Below are 24,771 nucleotides of genomic sequence, written 5' to 3'. Positions count from 1 at the left end.
AAGGCTGCTGGAACGTAGCGTAAGTCCCGTTCTACGGGAAAACCTGACCCCTTCTTAACCCTGACCCCCTCACCAAACAGGCATCCCTGCCCTTCCCCATTCTTACGATCTTCGCCCTTCGACTTTCGCCCTTCGACATTCATTCAACTCCCTTTCATATTGCCTGCTCCCCCAGTCAGGAAGTATATTTTTTGCCCCAATTTGCAGGTGTATGAGTCTTCATTATGGAGTAAAAATAACGTGAATATTATCGTGTGTATCAAGCAGGTTCCGGGTACGACACAGGTGAAAATCAATCCTGATACCGGTACGCTTATTAGAGATGGAATCGAAGCTGTTGTTAATCCTTTCGACGAATATGCTATTGAGGAAGCGATCCGGATAAAAGAAAAGGTCGGGGGAACGGTCAAAGTTATCACCATGGGTCCTCCTCAGGCCGGCACGGCGTTGAAAACGGCAATTTCCATGGGTGCTGATGAAGGATATCTTGTTTCGGACCGTGCGCTTGCAGGCTCCGATACCTGGGCAACATCCTATGCCCTCTCCCGGGGTATCCAGTCCCTGGGCGATTATGATTTGATTATCTGTGGAAAACAGGCTATTGACGGCGATACGGCTCAGGTTGGACCGGGAGTTGCTGAGATGCTTAATGTTCCCTTTGTTGCCTGGATCAGAAAAATTGAAGAAATCACCGATCGGTCAATTAAGGCTGAGCGAATGATGGAAGAGGGGTATGAAGTTGTTGAAATGCCTCTTCCGGGACTGATCACTGTTGTAAAAGAGATCAATGAACCCCGGCTGGCATCCCTGAAAGGCAAGATGCGGGCCAAAAAGGCACAAATTCCTGTTTTAAGTGCGGAAAAGATCAATGCTGTGCCGGAAAAAATCGGCCTGAAAGGAAGCCCCACGCAGGTCCTCCGTTCCTTTGTACCGGAACGGAAAAAGGGCGGCGAAAAGATCAACGGAGAAACCCCCGATATGGTCGAAAAAATAAAATCTGCAATTTTAGATCTTAATATAATCAAATAAATAAGGAAACATGCAATGAGTATCAAGGTTGATCTTGAAAAATGTATCGGATGTAAACTCTGTGTGAAGGCATGTGCGCAGGATGCTATCCGGATTGTCGAAAAAAAAGCTGAAATCGACCTGGAGAAATGTAATTACTGCAGAGCATGTGTTGATGCATGTAAAAAATATCAGGCCATCACCATTGAAGATGAAATGGGTGCCGGAGTAAAAAATATCAATGAATATAAAAATATTGCCGTCTTTATCGAGCAACGTGATGGTGATATTCATGGGGTTTCTTATGAGATTCTTGGTGAGGGAAGAAAGCTTGCCGATCAGCTTGGTGAGAAACTCGTGGCCGTTGTTTTAGGTCATGAACTGCTTAAAAAGGCTGAAAATCTCGTAAAGTACGGTGCCGACAGGGTAGTGTATATGAACGGCCCTGATCTGGCGACATTCAAAGACGACACCTATGCCCATTTTGTCAGCGAATTCATTGAAAAAGAAAAACCCTCAATTGTGCTTGCAGGTGCAACAGCAGTCGGACGGTCGTTCATTCCTAAAGTTGCCGCACGGGTTTACGGCGGTCTGACCGCCGACTGTACCAAACTTGAAATCGATACCGAAAAGCGTCTTCTTCTGGGAACCCGCCCGGCATTCGGTGGTAACCTGATGGCTACCATTATCTGCCCGCAGCACCGCCCGCAAATCGCCACAGTCCGTCATAAAGTAATGAAACCCGCTCAATTTGATGAAAGCCGAACCGGTGAGGTTATTGTCCACAAAGTCGATCAGGGAGCATTTCCTGAGCGGACGAAAATCATCGATATTGTCAAAGAGGTTGAATCGACAGTCAATATTACCGAAGCCGACATTATCGTTGCCGGCGGTAGGGGCATGCAGGACCCACAGAATTTCGAAATGATCAGAGAGCTTGCGGAAATACTGGGTGGAGCTGTCGGATCGAGCCGTGCTGCGGTAGATGCAGGCTGGATGCCCTATTCTCATCAGGTGGGACAAACAGGAAAAACCGTCTGTCCTAAACTGTATATTGCCTGTGGAATCTCCGGCGCTGTGCAACATCAGGCCGGGATGCAATCTTCCGATTATATCATCGCTGTCAACACAGATCCTGAAGCCGATATTTTTCAAATAGCCGATCTTGGTATTGTCGGCAATGCACTCGAAATCGTACCAGCATTAACCAAAGCATTTAAAGAAACATTAGGGAAGTAGCCGTGAAACTATCATTAGGATTACCCAAAGGAAGTCTTGAAAAGTCAACAATCGAACTATTTCGCAAAGCCGGTATTCACATTCGATCAACCAGCCGGTCGTATTATCCTGTCAGCGATGATCCCGAGCTCGATCTCATACTCATGCGCCCTCAGGAAATGCCCCGCTATGTGGAACAGGGTATACTGGATGCAGGCATAACCGGCTACGACTGGACCATAGAAAATAATGTCAAAGTTGTTACCGTCTGTGAGCTGGAATACAGCAAATCAACACGGCAGAAGTGCCGCTGGGTCCTTGCAGTTCCCGAGAGTTCAAAATTTAAAAAACCGGAACATCTGCGCAACAAACGAATCGCAACCGAACTGGTAGGAACAACCAAACGGTATTTCAAGAAGAAAAAAATCCCTGTTGATGTCGAATTTTCCTGGGGCGCCACCGAAGTTAAACCCCCGCGACTTGTCGATGCCATTGTCGATATAACCGAAACAGGATCATCATTGCGGGCAAACAACCTGAATATTATTGATACTCTCCTGGAGACCTCGACCATTCTCATTGCAAATAAAACCGCATGGAACAATAAGCAGAAAAAGAAAAAACTCGAAATATTACCATGCTCCTTCAGGGCACACTCGATGCCGAGAACTATGTTGGTCTCAAATGCAACGTTCAGGAAAAAGATCTCGAAAAAATTCTAAAAGTTCTTCCGGCACTCCACAACCCGACGGTATCCACCCTTTCCGATCAGGGGTGGTTTGCGGTCGAGACCATTATTCACGGCACCGAGACCAAAAATATTATCCCCAGTCTTAAAGACTCGGGGGCTGAAGGGATTGTGGAATATCCTATCAATAAGGTGATTGCTTAACAAAAGCAAAACCGACTTATTCTTTGCCGGTATTCCCGTTCTTCTCCCGAAGTTTCAAGGTACAGAATAGTTTAAACCGGCAGATCGACAATTTTTTCTGATCCCTGCCGATAGAAGAAAGCCTGACATCGACGAGAAAGGGCAGTTTCTGAAGACGGGCAATGGCTTTGGTTACCAAAGCTTCATCTTTGGCCCATCCTGCAGCGGCAATTTCCATGAGATCTTCGGATTTTGCATTGGGCTGCGAACCTAACCGTTCAAAATAGAGTCCTTGGGGTTTGAGGTCCGACAATTCTTGGAGAAACCGGGCCCATGATGTTCGGTTGGAAAGTTTATCTTCAACAGAAAGGATTCTTTTTGCCAACTGATCGTTTTTATCCAGTAGTTCCTGAATGTCACGATTGTTGGCAACCAGTTCCTGGTATTGCTGATTATAGTTTTTCAGCCTCCACGAGAGCCCCAGCCCCCAGAGCCACAACGACAAAGCAAGGATAAAACCTGCAGCGATAAGACCGGCCGAAACAAGATAGGCGCCCGACCGGATTTTGCGCATTCCCGCAGTCTGTGTTTCACCGCTGAAAAGTGGAACACTCCAGGGCTGTTCACTCGACAGAGCAACCCCCGCAGCCTTTATTGCATCCTCAGAAAATGTACCATTGAGAATTTCGGCGCAATCGATATGCTCCAGGGCATAGCCGGGAATATCTTCGATGGGCTCACCACCAATTACCGCAACAATATCGGGGAAAGGTACATGGCGGTAACTGGACCGGAAATACTGTTTTAAGCGGGCAATATGAGCAGGAATAAGTTCATCCCGGGCAGGAGCGCAATTAAATACCGCCAAAAGGCTCTTTTTGGATACCACCCCAATTTTAATGGCATGGCTGGAACGGAAAATCGAGACAAAGGACTGTTCGTTGAATCTTCCGCACTGAATCGGTATTGTTGACAAAAAAGCATCATCGGGAACCACGGCAATCAGATTGTTTCCCAGTGTCCGGGTGTGAATGTCGTAGGGCACGGGCTGTGTGGCGGGAACAAAATCCCGCTCTTCATCAATCTTCCGAAGCTCCCTGTATTCCATCGAAGAGCGTGATGGAGTCCAGTGCGAAGGTAGACCAAGGGAGACCCCCCTGTAGAGCAGTAGATTGTTTTTGAGCCGGTTGTCCATTGTCCACGACTCTGTTTTCCTGCAACTCCACCCCGATTCTGTCCGACAGAGAGTACTACAGAAGTATTTGCCCTCTTCTGTTGGAACTACGCCGTAAAGGGTACGCATCATCTATTCCTTGTGGTCAGCTATCTGATATCTACTCATCATCTTCATTTTCATCTTCAGCTGTAATTTCAGCAGAGGGCTGCGCACTTCTCTTTCTGAAGAAGGGCCGTCGCCGTTTTGATTGTGGCGGCGAGGACTGTGTTTCTAAGGTATCGCTCTCTTTTTCTTCAACAATCCGATCGGTGTTTGTTTCTGAAACGCTGTCTGGTTCGACGGTTATATCTTCTTCGGTACTATCATTATCATCGCCTGTTGTCATCATACGTCCTGCTTCCGCCTTTTTTAGCGACTCCCTGAAACTCTCTTCCATAAAAAGCCGCCTGCTCTTACGCTCGTCATCAAAATCTCTCAGTTCTTCGTCGAGATTGACATGACTGTGCTGATCGATAATATGGGGCGTGATATAAATCACGAGATTAGTTTGAGTGTTGATCTTTTTATTGGTACGAAACAGAAAACCGATAATCGGGATATCGCCCAGAAAGGGGACTTTTGAGTTTGCAACCTGATCATCGCTCCGCAACAGCCCTCCAAGAACCAGGGTTTCTCCATCCTCGAGCCGGACTGTCGTTGAAATCGACCGTTTGAATACATTAGGATATCCGTCTTCGTTGATTCCCATGGGATTGGAGATATCCGGCTGGATATCTGCGGTAATCTGTCCGCTCTGTGAGATCCAGGGAGTGATTTTCAGGTTGATACCGATAGAAATGGGCCTGAACTGATAGGTAGGCTGATCGGCTGTTCCCCCGACGATCCTGAAATATTGAGTCTGACTCACATCGATAGTAGCTTTATGTCCGTTGAGAACGGTTATTGAAGGCTGGGCAAGAATTTTGGCCTTGTTTTCTGCTTCAAGGAACCGCACCGTAGCATAGAATTCATCGGAAAGGTGACCCAGGGCGGTTTTAATGCCGCCCATCGGCGCCATAATCTCCCGCGAAAAATCGAGCCTGGTTGTTCCACTTAAGCCGGGGAACTGAAACTGCTCTGCAGGTGCTTTTCCGCCGGCCCGAAGTTCGATACTGAACTCACGATTGATGTCCCGGCTGTATTCCACAACAAGAACGTCGATGATCACCTGTGGCGTGGGGATATCAATCTTTTTCAGAAAATCCCGGGTCTGGACAATGTCTTCCGATGTTCCCGACACAAGAAGCGCATTCTGTTCCTTGACTTCCTTTATATTTGTCGCCTGAATATTTTTAGGCAAAATCTTGGCGATGCCGTCGGCCTTGATATGTTTCAGATGAATAAGCTCGGACGTGGACAAGGCCAGTCCGGCATGGGACGCAGGATTTCGGTCACCGATAAGGATAATCCGGTCCTTTTCGATGAAGGTATATTTTGTCCCCCCCAAAAGCAGCGCCAGTGCTTCATTAAGCGGCATATCGTTCAACTTGGCATTGACATCGGCCTTTAAATTTCCATAGGTAACAATCTCAACTTCACTCTGTTCGGCGATCGCCTTGACAACATCTTCAAGATCACCGTTGGAGACATCGAGTGTCAGCTTTCCATCCGAGTAATCGACATAAAATTCCGACCGTCCTCCGGATGAGCGCCGTCGAATTCTTCGTGGATTTTTTGTATCATCCGACTTATCACTGGTAACCGTATAGATATTCCGCCGTTTGGTAACTTTAAATCCGCTTGTTTCAAGCAATGCACGAAGCCCATCTTCGAGATCCACCTGGTAAAGCTTGCCGGATATTTTTCCCGACACATTGTTGTCGGGTACAATGCTGACTGCGGTCTTTGAACTCAATTTTTTGAGAAACTCTCTGACATCCATATTGAGCACATCGACCGTAAGTTTGCCTCTGATATATTTGATTGACTTGATCTCTTCATCCGATACTTTCCGTATGCGGTAGACATTCCCCTCTTTAACAACCTCCAGACCCAGGGATGAAACCAGCATCCTAAGTCCTTCCATGATAGGAACGTCGGAGAGATGAACGGTTACGTTGCCCGAAACATCCTTATCCATGATAATGCTGAGATCGTATCCCTTGGAGATCGTCCGCACCACATCCCTGATATCGGTATCTTTGACATCAATAGACATGGTCCGCGTTTCGCCGGTTTGCCCCTGCGCCGAATCCTCCAGACCATACCCGTTAATAAATACGCAAAAAAGGATAAGGAACATATTGGTTACAGACTGAATATTTCTCATGAACACCTACTCTATTAGTTAATTTACTCTCCTGCAGCGGGCTGGGGCTCTTCGGCGCCTGTTCGCAACTCCGCAGTATCTTCAACAAGCACAACCCTCAGCAACTCTTCAGGTGTAGTAATTCCTCGTCGTATTTTATCGATGCCATCAAAAATAAGCGATTTGGTACCCATCTCCCTGAGTGCTTTCCTGATCGCTACTTCCGATGCATCTTCGGCTATCAGATTTCGTACTGTTTCATTCACTGTTACAACTTCAAACAGGCCGGTCCGTCCTTTATACCCGATATCATGACAGGCTTTGCATCCCACAGCCTGATAGGATTCGGGCATGGGTACATTCCCAAGCAGCATGTTCCACCGGTTACGGATATCTTCCGAAGGTTCCTTTTTCGTCCGGCATTCCGGACAGATCACCCGCACCAGCCGCTGAGCCATGATTGCAAGCAGTGAGGAGGATATTAAAAAACCGGGAATTCCCAGATCACGCAGCCGGGTGATTGCCGAGACGGCATCGTTGGTATGAAGTGTTGAAAAGACAAGGTGTCCGGTTTGCGATGCCTGCGTTGCGATTCCAGCCGTCTCTTTATCACGAATTTCTCCGATAAGAATGACATCGGGGTCCTGACGTAATATCGAACGGAGGGTCCGGGCAAAGGTCACTCCGGCCTTTTCATTGATCTGCACCTGGTTGACACCAGACAATTTGTACTCGATAGGATTCTCGATTGTGGTGATATTGATCGCCTTTGTCCGGATATGGTTCAGACAGGCAAAGAGCGTGGATGATTTTCCGCTTCCGGTGGGACCGGTGACAAACACCATGCCTTGTGGCTTTTCCAAAAGCTCCAGTATCTGGGGCATCTGATGTTCGGGCAGACCGAGATTTTTCATTTCGAGCAGGCGCTGATCGTGTTTCAGAATACGAATAACCGTTTTCTCTCCGTGGTGGGTGGGAAGCGTCGATACACGGAAATCGAACTCATTTCCCCGATAGGCATACCGGATACGGCCGTCCTGAGGTACCCGCCGTTCGGCAATATCCAGATCGGCAAGAATTTTGATTCGTGACGTAAGCGGTGTATACATCCATGCGGTCACCTCGGTGTGCTGACGAAGCAGGCCGTCGATTCGAAACCGCACTACGGCGTTATACTCTGATGGTTCCACATGAATATCCGATGCATTCAGCCTGATAGCTTCATCGAAAATGAGAGAGGCCAGTTTAACTACCGGCTCGGATTCGGTCCGCTTACGAATCTCCTCAAGCGAAAGCCCCGAATCGTTGTTATGAAGGTGCTTTTCGTATTCTTTGCTGATTTTACCGGCTGCCTGTTTGAAAATAGAATCATCTTCAAAAAGCGCATTACAGACCTGCATCAGTTTCGAAGGCGTTGTCAAGTGAATCTGAACAATCAGGCCACTCATAGCCTCGGCAGCCTGGATAATATCAAAGTCACAGGGATTGCTTACGACAATCTCCAGGTGTGTATCTGAACTACTCAGCGGAAGGCACCGTCCGTCTTTGAACAAGTCGGTAGGAAGGTCGCGGATCAACTCATGATTGACCTGCTCTTGGAGTTCGGCAATATAAGGAAGCGAAAACTGGGCTGCGAGGGCTTTATACACCGTTTCCTCGGATAATTCTCCGTTTTCGATCAGGTATTCCCCGATTAGTTTCCCCTGCATACGGGCGCTGTCGGCCGCCCGCTCCAGAGCGGAATTGTCAATCGAAGAACTCCTTTTGAGAATTTGTCCTAAGAGCTGCGTGGTGTGTATCATGGTAATTATTTGAATTCAATATACATAAGCTAAAATATTTTATTAAAATAATTAGAAGGTCAGGATTATCTATAATAATTATTAACGACAGGGTAAATGCAAATATTGTTTCATTAACATGATTTAAATAATTTGTTATTTTATAGCATCACTGACCATTGTTTCCAATGAAATCAGATCAGACGGCATCATCACCAAACTGTTCTCTGAATTTCATCATTTTTTCACGGAATTCGGGATCTTTGGTTCCGAGTATCTGAACTGCTAAAAGTGCGGCATTTTTCGCATTACCGATCCCCACCGTTGCAACGGGTATTCCCGAAGGCATCTGGACGATCGAATAGAGTGCATCCTGACCGTTGAGCGGACCTCCCGGAGCCGGAACACCGATCACCGGAATAACGGTCAGACTGGCAACCACTCCCGGAAGGTGAGCTGCAAGACCGGCAACCGCAATGATCGCCTCAATACCCCTCTCTTCGGCACCACGGGCAAATTTTTTGATTTTATTGGGATTCCGGTGGGCCGAAATCACATGAGTCTCAAACTCGATCTCAAATTCATTCAGTATCGCCTCTGCTTTCGCAACAACATCAGTGTCGGATTTTGAACCCATTATGATTGCTATTTTTGGCATATCTGCTCCTTTTTATGGGATAGTTTATTGTTATAGATAAAGGTTGAACGTCGAAAGCTATGCCCTGTTCCTGCCGAAGTGTCGGAAGTCAGAAGGTCAATTCTTTTTTTTAACCTCAACCTCTCAAATCGTTGTGACTTTCGTTGTCGATAATCCATCTTTTCTTCCCCGGACTCGTTGAGCACTTATTGCGAGTAATCGTCAATATCTTCCTCTCTTACCCATCCTGCAATCTCGCAAGCCCCTTGGCGCCAATATCCTTCCGGAACATTTTCCCATCAAAATGAATACAATCGACCCCTCTATAGGCTGATTCGATGGCTTTTCCAAGGGTGCCTTCACGGGCACTGACCGCCAGGACCCGTCCGCCACTGGTAACAAGTTCTCCTCCGTCGTTGAGTGCGGTACCGGCATGGTAAACATCGATGTTGCTCTTGCCCCGCTCGGCCTCATCGATACCCATAATCACTTTGCCTTTTTCATATTTGCCTGGATATCCCTCCGATGCCAGTACAACCGCTGCGCATGCTTGAGGACGAACTTTCCATTCCACCTCATTCAGCCGGCCGGTTGCACAGGCCGAAAACGCTTCATACCAGTCGCATTTTACCAGCGGAAGGACACACTGGGTTTCGGGATCACCAAAACGACAATTATATTCCACCACTTTCGGGCCCTCGCTGGTGAGCATGATACCAACATAGAGCAATCCTTGATAGGGACACCCTTCCTTACGCATGGCATCCAGTGTCGGTTGAATGATATCCTTTTCGACCCGGTGCATCACCGCTTCATCAATAATCGGCGCCGGTGCATAGGCTCCCATGCCTCCGGTATTGGGACCGGTATCGTTGTCTCCTACCGGTTTATGATCCTGAGAGGCCGGAAGTAATTTATACGACTTCCCATCAGTCAAAATAAATATGGATGCCTCTTCGCCCACCATCTTTTCTTCAAGAACAACACTGTTTCCTGCATCCCCGAATTTTCGCTCATCGAACATCTGTGTCAGAGCCCGGTCGGCATCGTCGATACTGTCACAGACAATAGCTCCCTTACCTGCCGCAAGACCACTCGCTTTTACGACAATAGGAGCACCGTGCTCATTGAGGTATTCCGATGCGGAGGCATGATTGGTGAAAATATCAAAAGATGCCGTAGGAATCGAATACTTTTTCATGAGGTTTTTTGAAAACTCCTTGCTTCCCTCGATTCTGGCGGCTGCTGTCGATGGTCCGAATATTGTAAGGCCACGCTCCCTGAACATATCAACAATGCCTTCAACTAACGGAAGTTCGGGACCGACAATGGTAAGATCGATATTATTCTGCTCAGCCCATTCGGCAAGATCCAGCCAGCCGTCAATGGGACTGTCGACAATCTGACAGCCATTCTTTACCATACCCGGATTACCGGGATAGGCATGAATACTCATTGGACGATCTGTTCGGAGAAGCGCTTTCAATAATGCATGCTCCCGTCCACCATTACCGACGATCAGTACATTTTTCATGTCAAACACAAAACCTCCATAATAGAAACTCGAAACTCGAAAAAATATGGTAAAGAACTGAAAATTCTAAATAGTATGGTTATCGGCCCGCAATTACAAGGCAGGCTTCAACAGTGAATATAAATTCGGAAGAAAAGCCGAGGAAAGCCCGTTAGTCTTTCAGTTTCTGATCGACCCGCTGCTCCATTTGCCGGAGGACATTGGAGTCGGGATGGTAATGGAGACCTTTGAATACCCATTTTTTGGCATCGGAGACCTTTTCGAGGGCAAGATAGATATTAACGAGATTGACGTAGGCTTCCGGAAGGTCGTGGTTTTTCTTTACCGCATTAAGATAACACTCTTCCGCTTTTTCAAGCTCTCCCTGGGCGGCATAGATAGCTCCCAGATTATTCCAGGCCCTGGTATGATTTTTATCGACTGTCACTATTTTGTAATACACCTCTTCGGCCTCCCCCACCTTACCCTGGCTTTGAAGCGTGAGTGCAGTGTTATACATTTCATCCAGAGAATCAACAACCACTTTTGTTACTGGTTTCCGGGGATTTTTTGCAGCAGCGTAGCGGTTTTCGATATCTTTGTTTTTCAATGATGGTTTCATTTGTTGTGCTTTTTTATAATATTTCCATGATTCATCGATATCACCGGTATTATAATCGGCTACGGCCATGTTGTAATAGACCACCGGATCATCAGCGGTGACCATCGACAGTTTGGAATACCATTTTTTCGCCAGCTCCCACTCTTTAAGACCGAATGCGGCATTGCCGGCAACACGCCAGACATCAGCTCTGTCGGCATGGGAAGCGCGATCCGCCAGTTCCACCGCCGCCGCCAGCGCATTTTGGTAATCCTTGGTCTCCAATGCAGCAACGGCCATGTTGTATTGAATACCAAAGGAGGTATCCTGAAGCTCTTTCCATAATGCAATGGCCCGCTCATAATTACCCGAAATAAAGGCGAGGCGGGCCTGAACAGCTTTTTTCTTTTTGTTGTACCCACCCTTATCCGGCACCTTGCCAAGATGATACGATGCTTTCTTCTCTATTCCCCCCGAGGAATAGATCAGGGCCAGTGAAAGATGATCATCGGGATTCAAGTCCTTCAGTGATGTCAGTGCTTTGAGAGCCGCTGTTGTATCTCCGTCCCAGAGTGCCGCCTCTCCCTCGGCTCGAAGTGTATTTTCAGCCCGGGGGAATTCCTTTTTCAAAAGATCCACCATCTTCTGAGCCTTGCTCCTGTTGTTCAGCTTGCGAGCAAGATTAAAGGTATTGAATGCCGCCAGTTCGCGCTTATCGGAATTGAGTGCCCGGCGATAGGCATCAAAGGCTTCATTAGACCGCCCGAGTCCCGCATAGGCATTACCGATATTGATCAGCAGTGATGTGTTTTCTTTCTGGAGGCGGTGGGCTTTTTGATAATACTCAAGTGCTCGTGAATAATTTCCTTCGTTCTCCAGCGCCAGTCCCATGTTTGTTAAGATTGTCGGATTTTCGGGATCATCCTGAATGCTCTGTTTCCACAACTTTTGCGCGCCGGATTCATCACCCATCTCATTGAGAACATAGGCAAGAAGCCCCTTTGCGGCCACATTTTTTCTGTTGGCCTTGATACTTTTTTCAAAAAAGAGTCTGGCTTTACCGTGGTCGTTCTGTTTCATGGAGGCATAACCGATCTGGTAATATATTCGCCAGAAATCTTTATCAGTCTTGTCAAGAACGTCGGTCAATGTCGTGATCGCCTGACTGTAGTTTCCTGCCAGAAGGTATAATTCGGCAAGTTCCTGAAGTGTTCCGGTGCCAACAACAAACTGCTCCTTTGCCTTTTCAAGCAGCGCGATTGCCTGATCAAAGTCGTTCATTTCCCGATGATAGAGGGCCATGGTTTTGTACACCCGCTCATCCCGCTCCTTTTCGGAAAGTCGCGTCAGGGTCTGCAGGGCCCGGGAAACATCTTTGGTATGATAGTAAAGCACCGATAACCGGAGGGCCTGATCAGTACATTTTCCGGTACATTTGTCGAGTTCTTCTTCCACCTTCTGCAAGGCAGCCGACAACTCACTGGACGATTTGTCGATAAAGGTAAGGTTTATTTGTGCGCTTCGGAGTGATGGATTAAGCGAGAGTGCCTTCTTAAATTGTTTTTCGGCCTTTTCTTTTTCACCCTGCGCATAGAGGATTACCCCGAAAAGATCGTAGTAGCGAGCTTTCGGATCGATAGAAAGCGCTTTATCGATCAGCGAACGGGCTTTTTTGTAATCTTTTTGTTTTCGTGCAGTAAGCGCCCGGAGGTAATAGAGTTCGGGATCGTTAAGTGTATCGGTGATGCTTCCCAGCAGTTCCCCGGCTCGAGCATAACTTTTATTTTGAAAGTAAAGTTTCCCCAGGTTGTACCTGAGAAGCGGGTCGGATGGATGCCGCTCCATTCCTTTTTCAAACCAGGACTGCGCTTCACGGCTGTTTCCACACTCCTGAGCGGCTATACCGGCAGTCAAATAGGCATCGGAGACCGGACTTTTACTTTCCGTAATATAGCGCTGAACCGCAGGAAGAGCACGGGAGCATTCACCTTTATCGAGATGGATTGAAGCCAGCTTTAAAAGCACTGTTTCGGATGCCCCCCGATCGAATGCTTTGCGAAGATACTGTGCTGCACTCTCTGTATCGCCCTTGAGTGCGGCGATAGTGCCCAGCATATCGAGAGCATCGGGATGGTCCTGATTATTTTTCAGCACCTCGACCGCCCTGGATGTATCGCCATCCTGAATAAGTCCGAATGAATAAAAACCCCACGAGGCGGTGTGACGGGGATTGATTCTGTAAGCATCGGCAAAATGTTTCAATGCTTTCTTTCTTTCTCCCTGCGACAGCAACATCCGTCCCAGCATAACATGGGAATCCACCAGTTTTTTATTGGCATCCAGCGCATCCTCAAAGTACTCTTTGGCACGATCGAATTTTTTCTCATGAAAAGCAATGGTTCCCAGATTATGATAGGCGATCGCATACTCTTTGTCCTCCTCGATCGCCGATTTCCAGAGCGCTTCGGCCTGAGGGATATTTCCCTTTCTGAAATAGACCACACCCAGATTATTGATCGCATCGGTGTAATCCGGAAGGGTTTCCTTTGCCCGTTCGAAAAGAGACCGGGCACCCGAAATATCGCCGCTTTCCAGAAGATCGAGGCCTTTCATGTTGAGCTTGTAGGCTTCTTTTGCCGTTCGCATCAGGGCCGACGGAATTGCATCGGAACCGGAAATTTCATCGGGGCTGAATTCAAAATCCACAGCCCATATACTGCATACTGCTGTCAGGAGCACAAACAAACACACACTCGCTTTTTTCAAACCTGGCTTCCTTTTTCTTCGTAAAATGAAACACGGGGAGGAAAGTCATCCCAACTGCTGATCGATAGATCGGGCTGGACGATACTGCCGAGATTGCGGACAAAAGCACATTCCCGATCGCCGGTAAAAAAGGCTGTTTGCATACCGAGATCCTGCGCGGTTTTTATATCCAGCAAAAGATCATTGCCGGCAAAAATAGCTTGTGACGGAAGAATCTGGTATGCCTTGAATATAGCAAAGAGCTTCTCGAACATATGCTTTCCCGGCTTGGCAATACCGTCGGAATAGGAGAAAAAACAGAAATCGAGATCGAATAGCTCGTTGTAATCATCAAACTCACCACTGCTCTGATCCCGGATAAAAAGGGTCAGATCGATCGGTGTATAAAACTGGGCGTTCGAAAGAATGCCGAGGATAACATTCTGCTTTCTGAGCGCCTTGCAGCATTCCACCACCCCGGGAAAAAGTCCCCGGCCAAGAACATGATAATTGTAATAAAAAGCCATGCAACGGGCAAGCTCCCGATCATTACCCAGCTCGAGTGTTTCGGGCTGAAACCCATATCGCTTAAGCATCATGATCATTATCATCCAGATATTTTCAATCTGCACTTCGGGATATTCGATCCCCTTTTCTTTGCCCTGCTCGTGTTTGAGCGCAATCAGGCCGTGATAGAGGTCCCGAAGGGTAAGTTCGGGTGGATGTTCCGGATTCATCTTCTTTAGAAAAGAAGCAAGCGAAAACCGGGTTGCCGTTTTATTGAAGGCTTTAAGCAAAAAACGCTCCTTGGCATCCTTATCCGAAAATTCGTGCCGCCAGTAATCAACCAACGTCCCGTAGACATCAAATATTACAGCACGTATATCATGAAGCTTCTCCACTGCAGAAGAAAACTCCAGGGGGACAAGAGGACGCTCCCGCTTTACCGGTTCATTTTCGTGAACACTTCTGGCAAAATCTGCAACTAGTGACAAAAAACCTCCATGGGAATAAATGGAGTGGTGCAATATTGGATTGATGAAGTAATGGGATGCAGCGGATGTGTTCTTATTACCGGTTTTTCATCACCCACTGCTCCAATACTCCACCACTCCGGTACTCTAATCTTCTCTTTACTTTCTTCCCGAATAATCTTTAAGATATTTCAGGAAATCGCTTTTTGTAGAGAATACCGCCGAGCTTGTCGAATCGAACGATTCTTTATACAGATCCATGGTTTTAATAAAGGAGTAAAACTCCGGATCTCTGTTATAGGCAGCGGCATAGATTTTTGCCGCCTCAGCATCGGCTTCACCCTTGATCACCTGAGCTTTTTCATATGCCCCCGAATAGATCCGTTTCAGTTCCTTTTCCTTTTCACCGGCGATTCGCTGCGCCTCTCCCCGTCCTTCGGAGCGAAACCTTTCGGCGATCTGCTTCCGCTCGGCGATCATCCGCTTATAGACATTTTTCAGCACCTTTTCGACATAGTTGATTCTCTTGAATCGAACATCAACCAGCTCGATACCGAATTCTTCGAGCTTCGGTTGTGCTTGCTTGGCGATTTCTATTGCCATTTGTGCACGTCCGAGGTCGATCACCTTTTCGGTACTATTCTCCTCCACAAGCGAGTCCACTTCTGTAATTTCAACCCCGCCGGTGTCCGCCGTATCGCGTGCAGCGCCTGCGACAGGTCGATTCTCGAGGTCCTCTGAGCTCCGCAGGGTCCTGTTGGTGCTCCGGACTGTCTCCCGGAGATTATTTGAGGTCACCAGGTTCCGCACCGCGGCATCGATAATATCATCGAGCTTTTTATGGGCCGATGTTTCGTTGTTGACCTTTTCGAAAAACAGGAGCGGCTCGACAATACGCCACCGGGCAAAAACATCAACCCAGATGAATGTCTTGTCCTGGGTAGGAATCTGACCGGGATCGCCGTCCCATTCAAGGAGATTTTTCTGGAAATAAGTGGTCTTGTGGACAAAAGGAATAGTCATATGAAGCCCCGGTTCGGTCACGGCCTCACCGATCGCTTCACCAAAGCGGGTAATGATCACCTGCTGAGTTTCATCGACAACATAGAGTCCGGTTCTGAGCGCCCAGACTGCCGCAATCGCAACGATTATCAGGAGAATCCGTTTCATCGTACACCCCCTTTCTCACCGAGATTGAGCAGGGGAAGAACATTTTTCTGCTCACTGTCGACGATATACTTTTTCCCCAGTTTGGGAATGATTTCATTCATGGTTTCGAGATACATTCTCCGGCGGGTGACATCCTTTGCCCGGGCATACTCGTTATGAAGTGAAACATACCGGCTCGAATCACCGCGTGACTTGTTGACCCGGTCGAGCGCATACCCCTCGGCTTCACTCACGATTTTTTCAGCCTCACCGGCAGCTGCGGGAATCACCCTGTTGTAATCTCCCTTTGCCTCGTTGATCATCTGTTCTTTCTCCTGTTCAGCCTGATTGACTTCGTTAAATGAGGGCTGTACCGGACCGGGGACTGTGGTGTTTTTCAGTTCTACATTGACAATGGTCAGCCCGGCGTTGGCTTCATCGAGCGTTTCCTGAAGTTTTTCCCTGGCCTGGTCGGCTATCTCCAGACGATTGGAAATAACTTCATCGATACTCCGGTCACCAACCACCTGCCGCATAACCGCTTCAGACATGTCACGAAGCGTACCTTCGACATCACGGACCTGAAACAGATAAGCCACCGGATCGCTCTTGCGGTATTGAACAATCCAGGGAACCACGGCACAGTTCAGATCCCCGGTGAGCATCAATGATTCGTTCAGGTACTGCTCCTCGGGAGCATAATTGGTATTCACCCCGGCCCGCAGGGTCCGCAAGCCAAATTCTTCGGTCAGCACCTGCTTAACCTTCACGTTCGTACGCTTCTCGATACCATCGGGCCACTTGAAATGGAGCCCAGGGCCCCGTTGACGGTTATATTTGCCGAAACGCTGAATAACAGCAACTTCATCAACCGCGACCGTATACAAGCCGGTAAAAAGAATCCAGCCCATAACAATTATCGCCGCTATCAGAAGAATGAGAATCTGATTCCTCATCTTGAATTTCGATCGGATCTTCTCAAAAATCCGGATCAACTGATCGTTTGATCCTCCAGAATTCATAGACTGTTGTTTCCTTTCCTGAAAAAATTGATAAAGAAATCTAGAAATCAAAATACAATATGTCATAAAGAGGCTGAGGTTGAGGGGAAAGAGTAAGAGACGTGAAACAACGCTGCAGTGTGGTTGAAATTTCAAATTTCCCGCCTTAGCACCTTGTTGAATCGGGCGCCCATCTAGTAATTTATAAACCGTTCGAGTCAGTATGAACGCTGCACTTCGAATCAAACGGGGCCGTAGCTCAGTTGGGAGAGCATCAGGCTGGCAGTCTGAGGGTCGTCGGTTCGATCCCGTCCGGCTCCATAAGAAAAACCCTTCAAAAATGCCGAAAATGTGCAAATTTGAGGGGTCTTTTTTTTTCTCATAAAGCTACCCGATAATAAGCTTATCCTTCATGAATGGGTTCCAGCAGAGAGGGACATCCCATTTTATCCCTGGGAAATAATCATCGAATTCGCTCCTCAGGGCCGGTATGACGGCGGCAACGGCTGGACAAAAACCGATGTACTTGAGATTGACGGTCAGACTGAGTGGGGATGTATTCAACCGGCATTTTTGCATCACAGCGGCGAAAAATATCAGATCCTCTGCCGTCCGGGTACGGCAACACTACCTGTTTACTATTCTTCCTTTACCACAAACAACGGAGATTCCCGGTCTGCCGTTACACCAATTGGAGTACACAATCCGGCAGCGCCGAACTGCCCCTGACCGGATTAGCAAAAGGTGTCTACCTGGCCACTATAAGCACCCATGCGAATACAGTTGCAGAACACATTACCATTCAATAAGTAAATCCACACTACCGGGGGCATTATGAAAACGCCCCCCCTTCCCGTGGCTGAGCGCATAGCTGCAAAGAAATATTCTCGAACTCCTTTTTTGGGAACGACTTGTGTCGTGTGTAGCACGAAACTTATATTCATGCTACGAATATCCGGCAATTAAAAATAATCTCTTTCAAAGGGAGGCCCGATGAAACCACTCCATCTTTTCGGCATTTTTGCATTGATCGCGACAATTGGATGCGACGATGGTCCCAATCCGGTGGGGACGACCGACGCCACCGACATTACCACCACCGCCTACCAGGGAATGATTTACGACTCCACAATGGCCGCCCAAATGCAGCCGGGCGTCTACAACGGTTCCTGGTTCAGTTATGAATTGTCGTCCAATGATTCATTCACCGTACAGAGCAATATCGGTTACGGCTGGGGCGTAGTGGAAACCGGGACCTGGACCCGAAGTGGTACGACTATTTCGTTTTCACCCCTCGAGAATACCACCTACGGTCCGGGCGGCGCCCAACCGGTGACTCCGGTGCGTGGGCCATATGGGGGAACACTGACCGGTGACACGCTTTTTATCGACAATTATATTAATATAACCGACAAACGCTCGCTGGGAAAACTAACCTGCGCGAAACAATGATGTGGTTCATTTTAGTGTGTAAAGAAGTTTTCATTGAAAACAAGCATCCTGGTTGACAGAGTAACAAAACGGTTTGGACGGGACTTTGTTGCGCTGAACGATATATCCTTTTCGGTACGCCCCGGTGAAATTTTCGGATTTCTGGGACCCAACGGCGCGGGTAAAACCACCACCGTGCGGATACTCTCGACATTGCTGAAACCGACATCGGGTGCGGCGTTTATCTGCGGACTCGATGTCATGAAAGATGCAGCGGCGGTCCGTCGACGAATTGGTTACGTATCTCAGGTTCCCACGGTTGATCTCACGCTTACCGGACGCGAGAACCTGCTCATGCAGGCCCGGTTCTTTCACTGTGGCCGTCGTAAAGCGATCCAACGATGTAACGAACTGCTGGAACTGGCAGGACTAGCCGACAGAGGCGACCGGAGCGTTTCCACCTATTCCGGGGGAATGCGGCGGCGACTCGATCTCGCCGCGGGGTTTGTCAACAATCCGGAAGTGCTGTTTCTTGACGAACCCACCCTGGGTCTGGACACCCGGAGCCGCAGGCATATCCGGGAATATGTCGCCCGCCTCCGAGAACATTTCAATACCACCATATTCATGACCACACACGATATGCAGGAGGCCGACTCTCTGTGCGACAGGGTGGCCATAATCGACAGCGGTTCTATCCGGGCGCTCGACACACCCGACTCCTTGAAACAGAACCTCGCCAGCGATTGCGTGTACATTCATCTCTCACCCGGGGATGTCAGGAAGCCGGAAGAAATCACTCGCGATCTTTCTACCCATCCTTTCATTAAAAAGGTACATCCCATCGAAAATGGCCTGGCGTACCTGTGCAATGACGGTGAAAAGGCAATCGTCCCGATTATGGACCATCTTGGCTCACGAAATATCCGACCGCAGTCGGTGACACTGAAGCGTACCACACTCGATGATGTCTATGTTTCGCTTACCGGGAAAGAATTGGGTGAACAAAGCGTGCCGTCTCGCATGGGCGGCCACGGCGGGAAACACGGGGGGCATGGATGATCCACCCGGCTTCCGATATCCTGACTGTCTACCGCAGGGAGATGAAACGTTTCGCAGCGCAGAAAAGTCGTATTTTCATGATCGCCTTTCAACCGCTTATCTGGCTGATACTCATGGGAAGCGCCATGTCGGGCCTGGTAGCCAACCATCCCGCGGATTCGATTACCGCCCCGGGCGGCTATATCGCCTACATGTGTCCGGGCATAATGATCATGACCGCTCTTTTCAGCGCAACTTTCTGCGGTTTCTCTCTTGTCCTCGACCGGACCAGTGGGTACCTCGACCGGATGCTGTGCTCACCACTCAATCGTCTTGCCATACCCGCAGGCAAAATGGCGGGAATCGCCACGCAAACGGCCTTTCAGGCGAGTATCATCGCCGCTGTGGGATTCCTGATGGGAGTACGGTTCGCCTCAGGAATCGGCGGATTTCTCCTCTCCGTTGCCGTCTGCTCACTCTTTAGTTTCGCCATGGCCGGTCTCTCCCTTTTCATTGCCGCCGGCTTTTCTTCAATCGAAGGCCTCCATCCCGTGCTCAATTTTTTAACCCTGCCGCTCATGTTCACCAGCACGGCGATTTTCCCCGCAGAGGCAATGCCCGCCTGGATGAAATTCATCTCCCGCGTGAACCCCCTTACCGCGGCGGTGGAACCGATGCGTACCCTGGTACTCCACGGCTGGGTCTGGCCTGATATCATACCGGGAACGGTGGTGACGGCCCTGTTCGCCCTGGCTCTGCTTTTAATCGCCGGGCTTCGCTTCAAAGGAATATACTCCCGCTGAAAAACAAGCTCCTTCATTCCGGCCCGGAAACCAGCCCTGCTGAAACATCTTCCGGTAAACCGGAAATCCATTAGAACACCCGAACAATAGAACGGACTATCATTCCGGTCCCCAGCGCGGTAATGAGGACCGCACTTACGATCTGCAAAGTTTTTATGAAACCGGAGCCCCCCACCTTGTCAAAAAACCTGTTGGTTTTTGAAAAGAGAATACCCAGTAATGTCAATGTTCCCGCCAGGCCGATCCCGAAAAATACGATCAACAGCATACCGGCCGCGATACGATTAACGGCAATGGCCGCAAACAAAACAACCAATGCCGTGGGGCAGGGCATGACGCCTCCGGAAATACCCATACAGATCGTGGCCAGGAAATCGGGTTTGCCGTCTTTGCCCGTAACGACATGATGATGGTGATGATGGTGATCATGAGAATGGCCGTCATGAGCGCCGTGTTCGTGGCCGGCCGCATGATCGACGGGTGCATGGGGGTGATCATGGCTGTGAGTATGACCGCAGGTATGGTGATGATCGTCCAGGCGGTGCGCTTCATGACCTCCTGCCGGACGCGCCCGGCGGATTGCCCCTGTTCTTTTTACCAGCAAAAAAACACCGATAGTCGCCACCATTAAGCCGGAACCAATTTCTATGATCCGGTTGATTTGCTCCGGAACGACGGAATTGAAAAAGACCAGCGCAATTATTCCCAGCAGAAACACGACGGCCGTGTGGCTCGCGGTTGTCGCAATACCAAGAGTCAGCGCATCTTTAACCGTCCCTCTGCTTCCAATCATATAGGCGGCGATAAGGGTCTTGCCGTGCCCCGGACTCAGCGAATGAGACATGCCGAGAAATATTGCAATAATCCCGCAAACAAAAAGCCACAGAGGTTTCATAGAACCGTCAAAGAGTGCTCCAACCGTATACTTATTGAATCCCCCCTTTATAAGCATACGTAGTTTACCCGGCACCGAGTGGGTGTTTGTGAAACCGCTGTTTTTGCCGCCTGGAGAGGAAATGTCGTACCGTACCGTGTCGCCGTATTGCACAAAATCGTAGAGATCGTATTCTCCGGTGGCGTCCCGGCGCATGCGGTAAACCCACCTGACCGGAATTTGCCGGTTGGTTGCAGACAGAAGGTGATTGGCAACGGTTAAAAGCTTTGCACGGGCAGGAACCGGCCACGATGCTCTTACCCTGATTTCCGACGAATGATCGGATTTTTCAGTTTTTTCCCCATGTCCCGAAGCCCCCGGCCCCCGATTAATCCTTCCCTTTCCCAGCCACACACTGTCGGCGCGAACAGAAAAGTTTTCATTGATATAGTGCCCCGGGTCGACCAGACTGTCTGTGAAATAGCCCCCGGAACGATCCTCTCCATGAGTGTTCCGGCCGGTAATTTCGTTGATAATATCGTGAGCATTGAGGGTAAATATCACGTGGAGTGAATCGTCCGCAAGACTGAATTCTGCTTTGTTCCAGCTTACCTCATGGGCAAAGGGCGACACATTAAAAAGAAGTATGAAGGCGGATAATACCGGGATCAGGCGGAGGATATTCATGCACTCGTGTATATAAAAATCGTGATAAGCAGATTAAGGTGAATTACACACTGTATAATCTAATATATCCCGATGGATTTTGCCAGAATATGTCATTGAGTAACTGTTCCACCGATTTCATCAAAGGGTTGTCGCCGCAAACGATGAGGCAAGGCCATTTCGGCGGCGCAATCGATATCCTCTTTGCTCAATTCCTTTCGTCCGCGCCAGGCGGCCAGCGCCTTCGACGCCTTCAGGGTGATAATATCCGCCCGATGACCGTCGACCTGCATACGGATACACAATCGTGCAATATCGAGCATGAAGTCTTTATTCACCGTCAGGTCGCGACGTCTCTTCACGGCATCATCAACTTTCCGGGCGATGTGCTCGGCCTGCTCCCGCCACTGGTCGACAAATCCCCGGGGATCTTCATCAAAGGCAGCCCGACGTTCCATTACCTGCACCCGTTTTTCCGGGTCGTCGATTCCGGTCACCTGTACGCACAACCCGAACCGGTCGAGGAGTTGGGGCCTGAGTTCACCTTCTTCGGGATTCATGGTCCCCACCAACACAAAGCGTGCCGGATGAGAAAACGAAACTCCTTCCCGCTCCACACTGTTTTTGCCCATTGCGGCCGAATCGAGCAGCAAGTCGACAAGATGATCATCCAGAAGATTGACTTCATCGACATACAGAAACCCGCGGTGCGCGGCCGCCAGGATCCCCGGCTCGAACCGTTTTTCACCGCTCTTGAGCGCATGCTCGATATCAAGCGTGCCGACCAACCGGTCTTCGGTCGCGCCTACCGGAAGGTCTACTACTCCGACTTTTCTTTTTTCGATTACCCGATCGGCGGGCGCGGCCTCGCGACACGATTCCCGGGGACAATGGGCACAGCACTCGTGTTCTCCTTCGGCCGTCAGGTTGAACGGACAATCTTTGACCACCTCGATGTGGGGCAGAATATCGGCAAGGGCCCGTACCGCGGTGGATTTGGCAGTTCCCTTTTCGCCGCGAACGAGTACCCCGGAGATTGACTGGTCAATGACATTGAGTATCAGCGCGAGTTTCATTTCATCCTGTCCTACAATCGCGCAGAAGGGGAATATCGGAATATTATGCATTGCTGTGCTCCTTTACCATAGTGACAATATCATCAGCTTTGAGGTCTTCAATTTTATAATACTGCCCGCCGATCGTCCGGGCAAGGCGGGGAGCAAGCCCTATCGAGGCAAATCCCCCGGGTTCGGTATCGACAATGATCCAGGTGATACGCTGATCATGGGCCATTTTCGACGCCAGGGCCAGAGATTCATCGACCGGCGACACATCGTCGTGCAGGGCGTGATTGGGCCGGGCGTCGGTAATGAGCAGGATAATCGGCCGCCCCGCCTGGTTGCGCGCAAGGCAATTGCGGGCGCACCGGTATGCCTCCACCAAGCCCGCCCCCAGCGGCGTCCTCCCCCCGGTCGGCAGCCGGGCCAGAAGACGGGATGCGCGCACCACCGAATTGCCCGGGGGAAGAACAAGGGTTGCATCCTTTTTCCGAAACGAGACCATTGCAACTTTGTCGCGCATCCGATAGGTATCCATTAACAGGCTTTGTATCGCCCCCTTGGTGGCGACCATCCGTTGCCGCGCGCCCATTGAACCACTGGTGTCAACGGTAAAAATAATATAGTTGCCGATCCGTTTTTCCCTGACCTTGCGACGATAATCGGTGTGATGGACAACCACGCCGCCTTTACTTCCCCGCTCTATCCGCCGCTCCCTTTGAAAGGGCGCCGCGGCACGAAGTGTTGCCGCCGGAGCAAGATCTTCGGTAGAATGGGCGATACGGTTTGAGATCTGTCGTCCACAGCGGGCCCCTGCCCGGGTCCTGGTACGTCGTCCGGACCCTCCGTGCATTGTACGGTCGCGCGTTCTGGGCAAGGAGCGTACTTTAAAGGAGGCGCCGACGGCAAATATTCTGTCTTCGGGCCCCCGGGACCGGCCCTCGGGGCTGCCTGCTTGCCCTTCCCCGGAATTATTATCCTCGAGACGCTGCGGCAAGGGCTTTTCCTGCGAATCGTTCTTTTTTTGGAGAGAAGACGGTTGGTTCGGATCGGGGCCCTGCTGCTGCTGCGGCGGCGGGGGTGGTGATTGGTCCGGGGGGCGGTGACGCAAACGGTGGACAAGAACGTACTGTGACGCCTCTTCAAGATCACGGTCGAAGATATCCACTCTTCCTTCCAGAGCGGCAATCGCCCGGGCGGTCCGCTCGAGCGCGATATCCGCACGATGGCCGGCAACGGCCGATTCACGGCACAACGCCGCCACGCCCATTCGGGTATGTCGAGTAACCTCCACCTTCGATAGACGGGCCCGGGCCATTGCAATCTTTTCGGCCGGTGCAGCATCCTTTTCCCGCCACCGGCGGCAAAAGTCCGCCGGACCGGCGTCATACAACTCCCTCCTTTGCAGCAACTCAACCCGCTCCGTCTCGTCCCGAATCCCCTCAACATTGACACACAAGCCAAACCGGTCGAGGAACTGGGGCCGCAGTTCGCCTTCCTCGGGATTCATGGTGCCTACCAGGACAAACCGCGCGGGATGGGTAAAGGAAATGCCTTCACGTTCAACGACACACCTGCCGCTCCCCGCGGCGTCAAGCAGCGTATCGGCAAGGAAATCATCCAGCAGGTTGACTTCGTCAACATACAGAACCCCCCGGTTCGCTTCGGCAAGCAGACCTGGCTGCAGGCGATAGTGCCCGTCCTGCAGAGCGCCCTCGAAATCGATGCCGCCCAGAAGGCGGTCCTGAGTGGTGTTGAGCGGCAGGTCGACCACGCGCACGCGCCGCCGGACCGCCCGGCGGGCAGGTCCCTGCTTGCGGCAATCGGGGCAGAGGTTGTCATCACTGCCCACGGGACAGGAGAATGCACACCCGTCGGCAACCTCGATTTCGGGCAGCAACAACGCGAGGGCCCGGACGGCGGTCGACTTTGCCGT

At 49.9% G+C, this 24,771-nt stretch carries 18 protein-coding genes, 1 tRNA gene and 1 pseudogene; 8 read left to right on the top strand and 12 right to left on the bottom strand.

What is annotated here, in order from left to right; all coding sequences use genetic code 11:
• The first annotated feature begins 240 nt into the window (after positions 1-240).
• The 3 genes and pseudogenes from GF401_13635 (at position 241) to GF401_13625 (ending at position 3,118) form a co-directional block, all read left to right on the top strand.
• Positions 241-1,029 (top strand): electron transfer flavoprotein subunit beta, encoded by a 789-nt coding sequence (locus GF401_13635; protein MBD3346094.1) that lies wholly within the window; start codon positions 241-243, stop codon positions 1,027-1,029.
• A 15-nt stretch (positions 1,030-1,044) separates the two neighbouring features.
• Positions 1,045-2,247, top strand: a complete 1,203-nt coding sequence (locus tag GF401_13630; GenBank protein ID MBD3346093.1) for a 4Fe-4S dicluster domain-containing protein — start codon at positions 1,045-1,047, stop codon at positions 2,245-2,247.
• Between the two features lie 2 nt (positions 2,248-2,249).
• A pseudogene (locus GF401_13625) lies at positions 2,250-3,118 on the top strand (ATP phosphoribosyltransferase).
• A gap of 16 nt (positions 3,119-3,134) precedes the next feature.
• Here GF401_13625 and GF401_13620 read toward each other — a convergent pair.
• The 9 genes from GF401_13620 to hflK all read right to left on the bottom strand — a co-directional run bounded on the left by GF401_13620 (position 3,135) and on the right by hflK (position 17,118).
• Positions 3,135-4,403, bottom strand: coding sequence for a hypothetical protein (locus tag GF401_13620; GenBank protein MBD3346092.1), 1,269 nt, complete (start codon positions 4,401-4,403; stop codon positions 3,135-3,137).
• 28 nt (positions 4,404-4,431) lie between these two features.
• Positions 4,432-6,582 carry a hypothetical protein gene (locus GF401_13615; GenBank protein ID MBD3346091.1) on the bottom strand — a complete coding sequence of 717 codons (2,151 nt, stop codon included), beginning with the start codon at positions 6,580-6,582 and terminating at the stop codon, positions 4,432-4,434.
• Positions 6,583-6,605: 23 nt separating this feature from the next.
• The gene (locus GF401_13610; protein ID MBD3346090.1) at positions 6,606-8,363 is read right to left on the bottom strand and encodes a type II secretion system protein GspE; all 1,758 of its coding nucleotides are present in this window, start codon (positions 8,361-8,363) and stop codon (positions 6,606-6,608) included.
• A gap of 178 nt (positions 8,364-8,541) precedes the next feature.
• Positions 8,542-9,000 (bottom strand): 5-(carboxyamino)imidazole ribonucleotide mutase, encoded by a 459-nt coding sequence (gene purE / locus GF401_13605; protein MBD3346089.1) that lies wholly within the window; start codon positions 8,998-9,000, stop codon positions 8,542-8,544.
• Positions 9,001-9,217: 217 nt separating this feature from the next.
• Entirely contained in the window at positions 9,218-10,513 is a 1,296-nt protein-coding gene (purD, locus tag GF401_13600) for a phosphoribosylamine--glycine ligase (GenBank protein MBD3346088.1), read from the bottom strand.
• Positions 10,514-10,664: 151 nt separating this feature from the next.
• A complete protein-coding gene (locus GF401_13595) occupies positions 10,665-13,859 on the bottom strand; it encodes a tetratricopeptide repeat protein (protein MBD3346087.1) in 3,195 nt (1,064 codons plus the stop codon).
• The gene (locus tag GF401_13590; GenBank protein ID MBD3346086.1) at positions 13,856-14,833 is read right to left on the bottom strand and encodes a hypothetical protein; all 978 of its coding nucleotides are present in this window, start codon (positions 14,831-14,833) and stop codon (positions 13,856-13,858) included. Before GF401_13590 ends, GF401_13595 begins: the two co-directional genes overlap by 4 nt.
• A gap of 138 nt (positions 14,834-14,971) precedes the next feature.
• Positions 14,972-15,982 carry a protease modulator HflC gene (gene hflC, locus GF401_13585; protein MBD3346085.1) on the bottom strand — a complete coding sequence of 337 codons (1,011 nt, stop codon included), beginning with the start codon at positions 15,980-15,982 and terminating at the stop codon, positions 14,972-14,974.
• Positions 15,979-17,118, bottom strand: a complete 1,140-nt coding sequence (hflK, locus tag GF401_13580) for an FtsH protease activity modulator HflK (GenBank protein MBD3346084.1) — start codon at positions 17,116-17,118, stop codon at positions 15,979-15,981. The genes hflC and hflK overlap by 4 nt, the downstream gene beginning before the upstream one ends.
• A 92-nt stretch (positions 17,119-17,210) precedes the next feature.
• On the opposite strand from hflK, the gene GF401_13575 reads away from it, so the two are divergent.
• The 5 genes from GF401_13575 (at position 17,211) to GF401_13555 (ending at position 20,237) form a co-directional block, all read left to right on the top strand.
• A tRNA-Ala gene (locus tag GF401_13575) sits at positions 17,211-17,283 on the top strand.
• A gap of 60 nt (positions 17,284-17,343) precedes the next feature.
• Positions 17,344-17,691: a hypothetical protein gene (locus GF401_13570; GenBank protein MBD3346083.1), complete on the top strand. Its 348-nt coding sequence runs from the start codon at positions 17,344-17,346 to the stop codon at positions 17,689-17,691.
• A gap of 264 nt (positions 17,692-17,955) precedes the next feature.
• Positions 17,956-18,414 carry a hypothetical protein gene (locus GF401_13565; protein ID MBD3346082.1) on the top strand — a complete coding sequence of 153 codons (459 nt, stop codon included), beginning with the start codon at positions 17,956-17,958 and terminating at the stop codon, positions 18,412-18,414.
• A 33-nt stretch (positions 18,415-18,447) separates the two neighbouring features.
• Positions 18,448-19,455, top strand: coding sequence for an ATP-binding cassette domain-containing protein (locus tag GF401_13560; GenBank protein ID MBD3346081.1), 1,008 nt, complete (start codon positions 18,448-18,450; stop codon positions 19,453-19,455).
• Entirely contained in the window at positions 19,452-20,237 is a 786-nt protein-coding gene (locus GF401_13555) for an ABC transporter (GenBank protein MBD3346080.1), read from the top strand. The genes GF401_13560 and GF401_13555 overlap by 4 nt, the downstream gene beginning before the upstream one ends.
• A 70-nt stretch (positions 20,238-20,307) precedes the next feature.
• On the opposite strand, the gene GF401_13550 is transcribed toward GF401_13555, so the two are convergent.
• From GF401_13550 to GF401_13540, 3 genes are all read right to left on the bottom strand, one after another.
• Complete coding sequence (locus tag GF401_13550; protein ID MBD3346079.1) at positions 20,308-21,798, bottom strand: hypothetical protein; 1,491 nt, start codon at positions 21,796-21,798, stop codon at positions 20,308-20,310.
• Between the two features lie 92 nt (positions 21,799-21,890).
• Entirely contained in the window at positions 21,891-22,904 is a 1,014-nt protein-coding gene (locus tag GF401_13545; GenBank protein ID MBD3346078.1) for an AAA domain-containing protein, read from the bottom strand.
• Positions 22,897-24,771: VWA domain-containing protein (locus GF401_13540; protein MBD3346077.1), on the bottom strand; the 1,875-nt coding region annotated here is incomplete at its 5' end. The genes GF401_13540 and GF401_13545, both read right to left, overlap by 8 nt.

Source organism: Chitinivibrionales bacterium (genome assembly GCA_014728215.1).
GTDB lineage: Bacteria > Fibrobacterota > Chitinivibrionia > Chitinivibrionales > WJKA01 > WJKA01.
Note: the sequence above shows the minus strand (reverse complement) of the source record. Positions and strands in the feature narration are given on the sequence as shown.

Coding starts and splice junctions, on each gene's coding strand:
- purE (MBD3346089.1), bottom strand. CDS start 9,000: ATGCCAAAAATAGCAATCATAATGGGTTCAAAATCCGACACTGATGTT.
- GF401_13550 (MBD3346079.1), bottom strand. CDS start 21,798: ATGAATATCCTCCGCCTGATCCCGGTATTATCCGCCTTCATACTTCTT.
- GF401_13610 (MBD3346090.1), bottom strand. CDS start 8,363: ATGATACACACCACGCAGCTCTTAGGACAAATTCTCAAAAGGAGTTCT.
- GF401_13555 (MBD3346080.1), top strand. CDS start 19,452: ATGATCCACCCGGCTTCCGATATCCTGACTGTCTACCGCAGGGAGATG.
- GF401_13615 (MBD3346091.1), bottom strand. CDS start 6,582: ATGAGAAATATTCAGTCTGTAACCAATATGTTCCTTATCCTTTTTTGC.
- GF401_13565 (MBD3346082.1), top strand. CDS start 17,956: ATGAAACCACTCCATCTTTTCGGCATTTTTGCATTGATCGCGACAATT.
- GF401_13620 (MBD3346092.1), bottom strand. CDS start 4,403: ATGATGCGTACCCTTTACGGCGTAGTTCCAACAGAAGAGGGCAAATAC.
- GF401_13630 (MBD3346093.1), top strand. CDS start 1,045: ATGAGTATCAAGGTTGATCTTGAAAAATGTATCGGATGTAAACTCTGT.
- hflC (MBD3346085.1), bottom strand. CDS start 15,982: ATGAAACGGATTCTCCTGATAATCGTTGCGATTGCGGCAGTCTGGGCG.
- GF401_13545 (MBD3346078.1), bottom strand. CDS start 22,904: ATGCATAATATTCCGATATTCCCCTTCTGCGCGATTGTAGGACAGGAT.
- purD (MBD3346088.1), bottom strand. CDS start 10,513: ATGAAAAATGTACTGATCGTCGGTAATGGTGGACGGGAGCATGCATTA.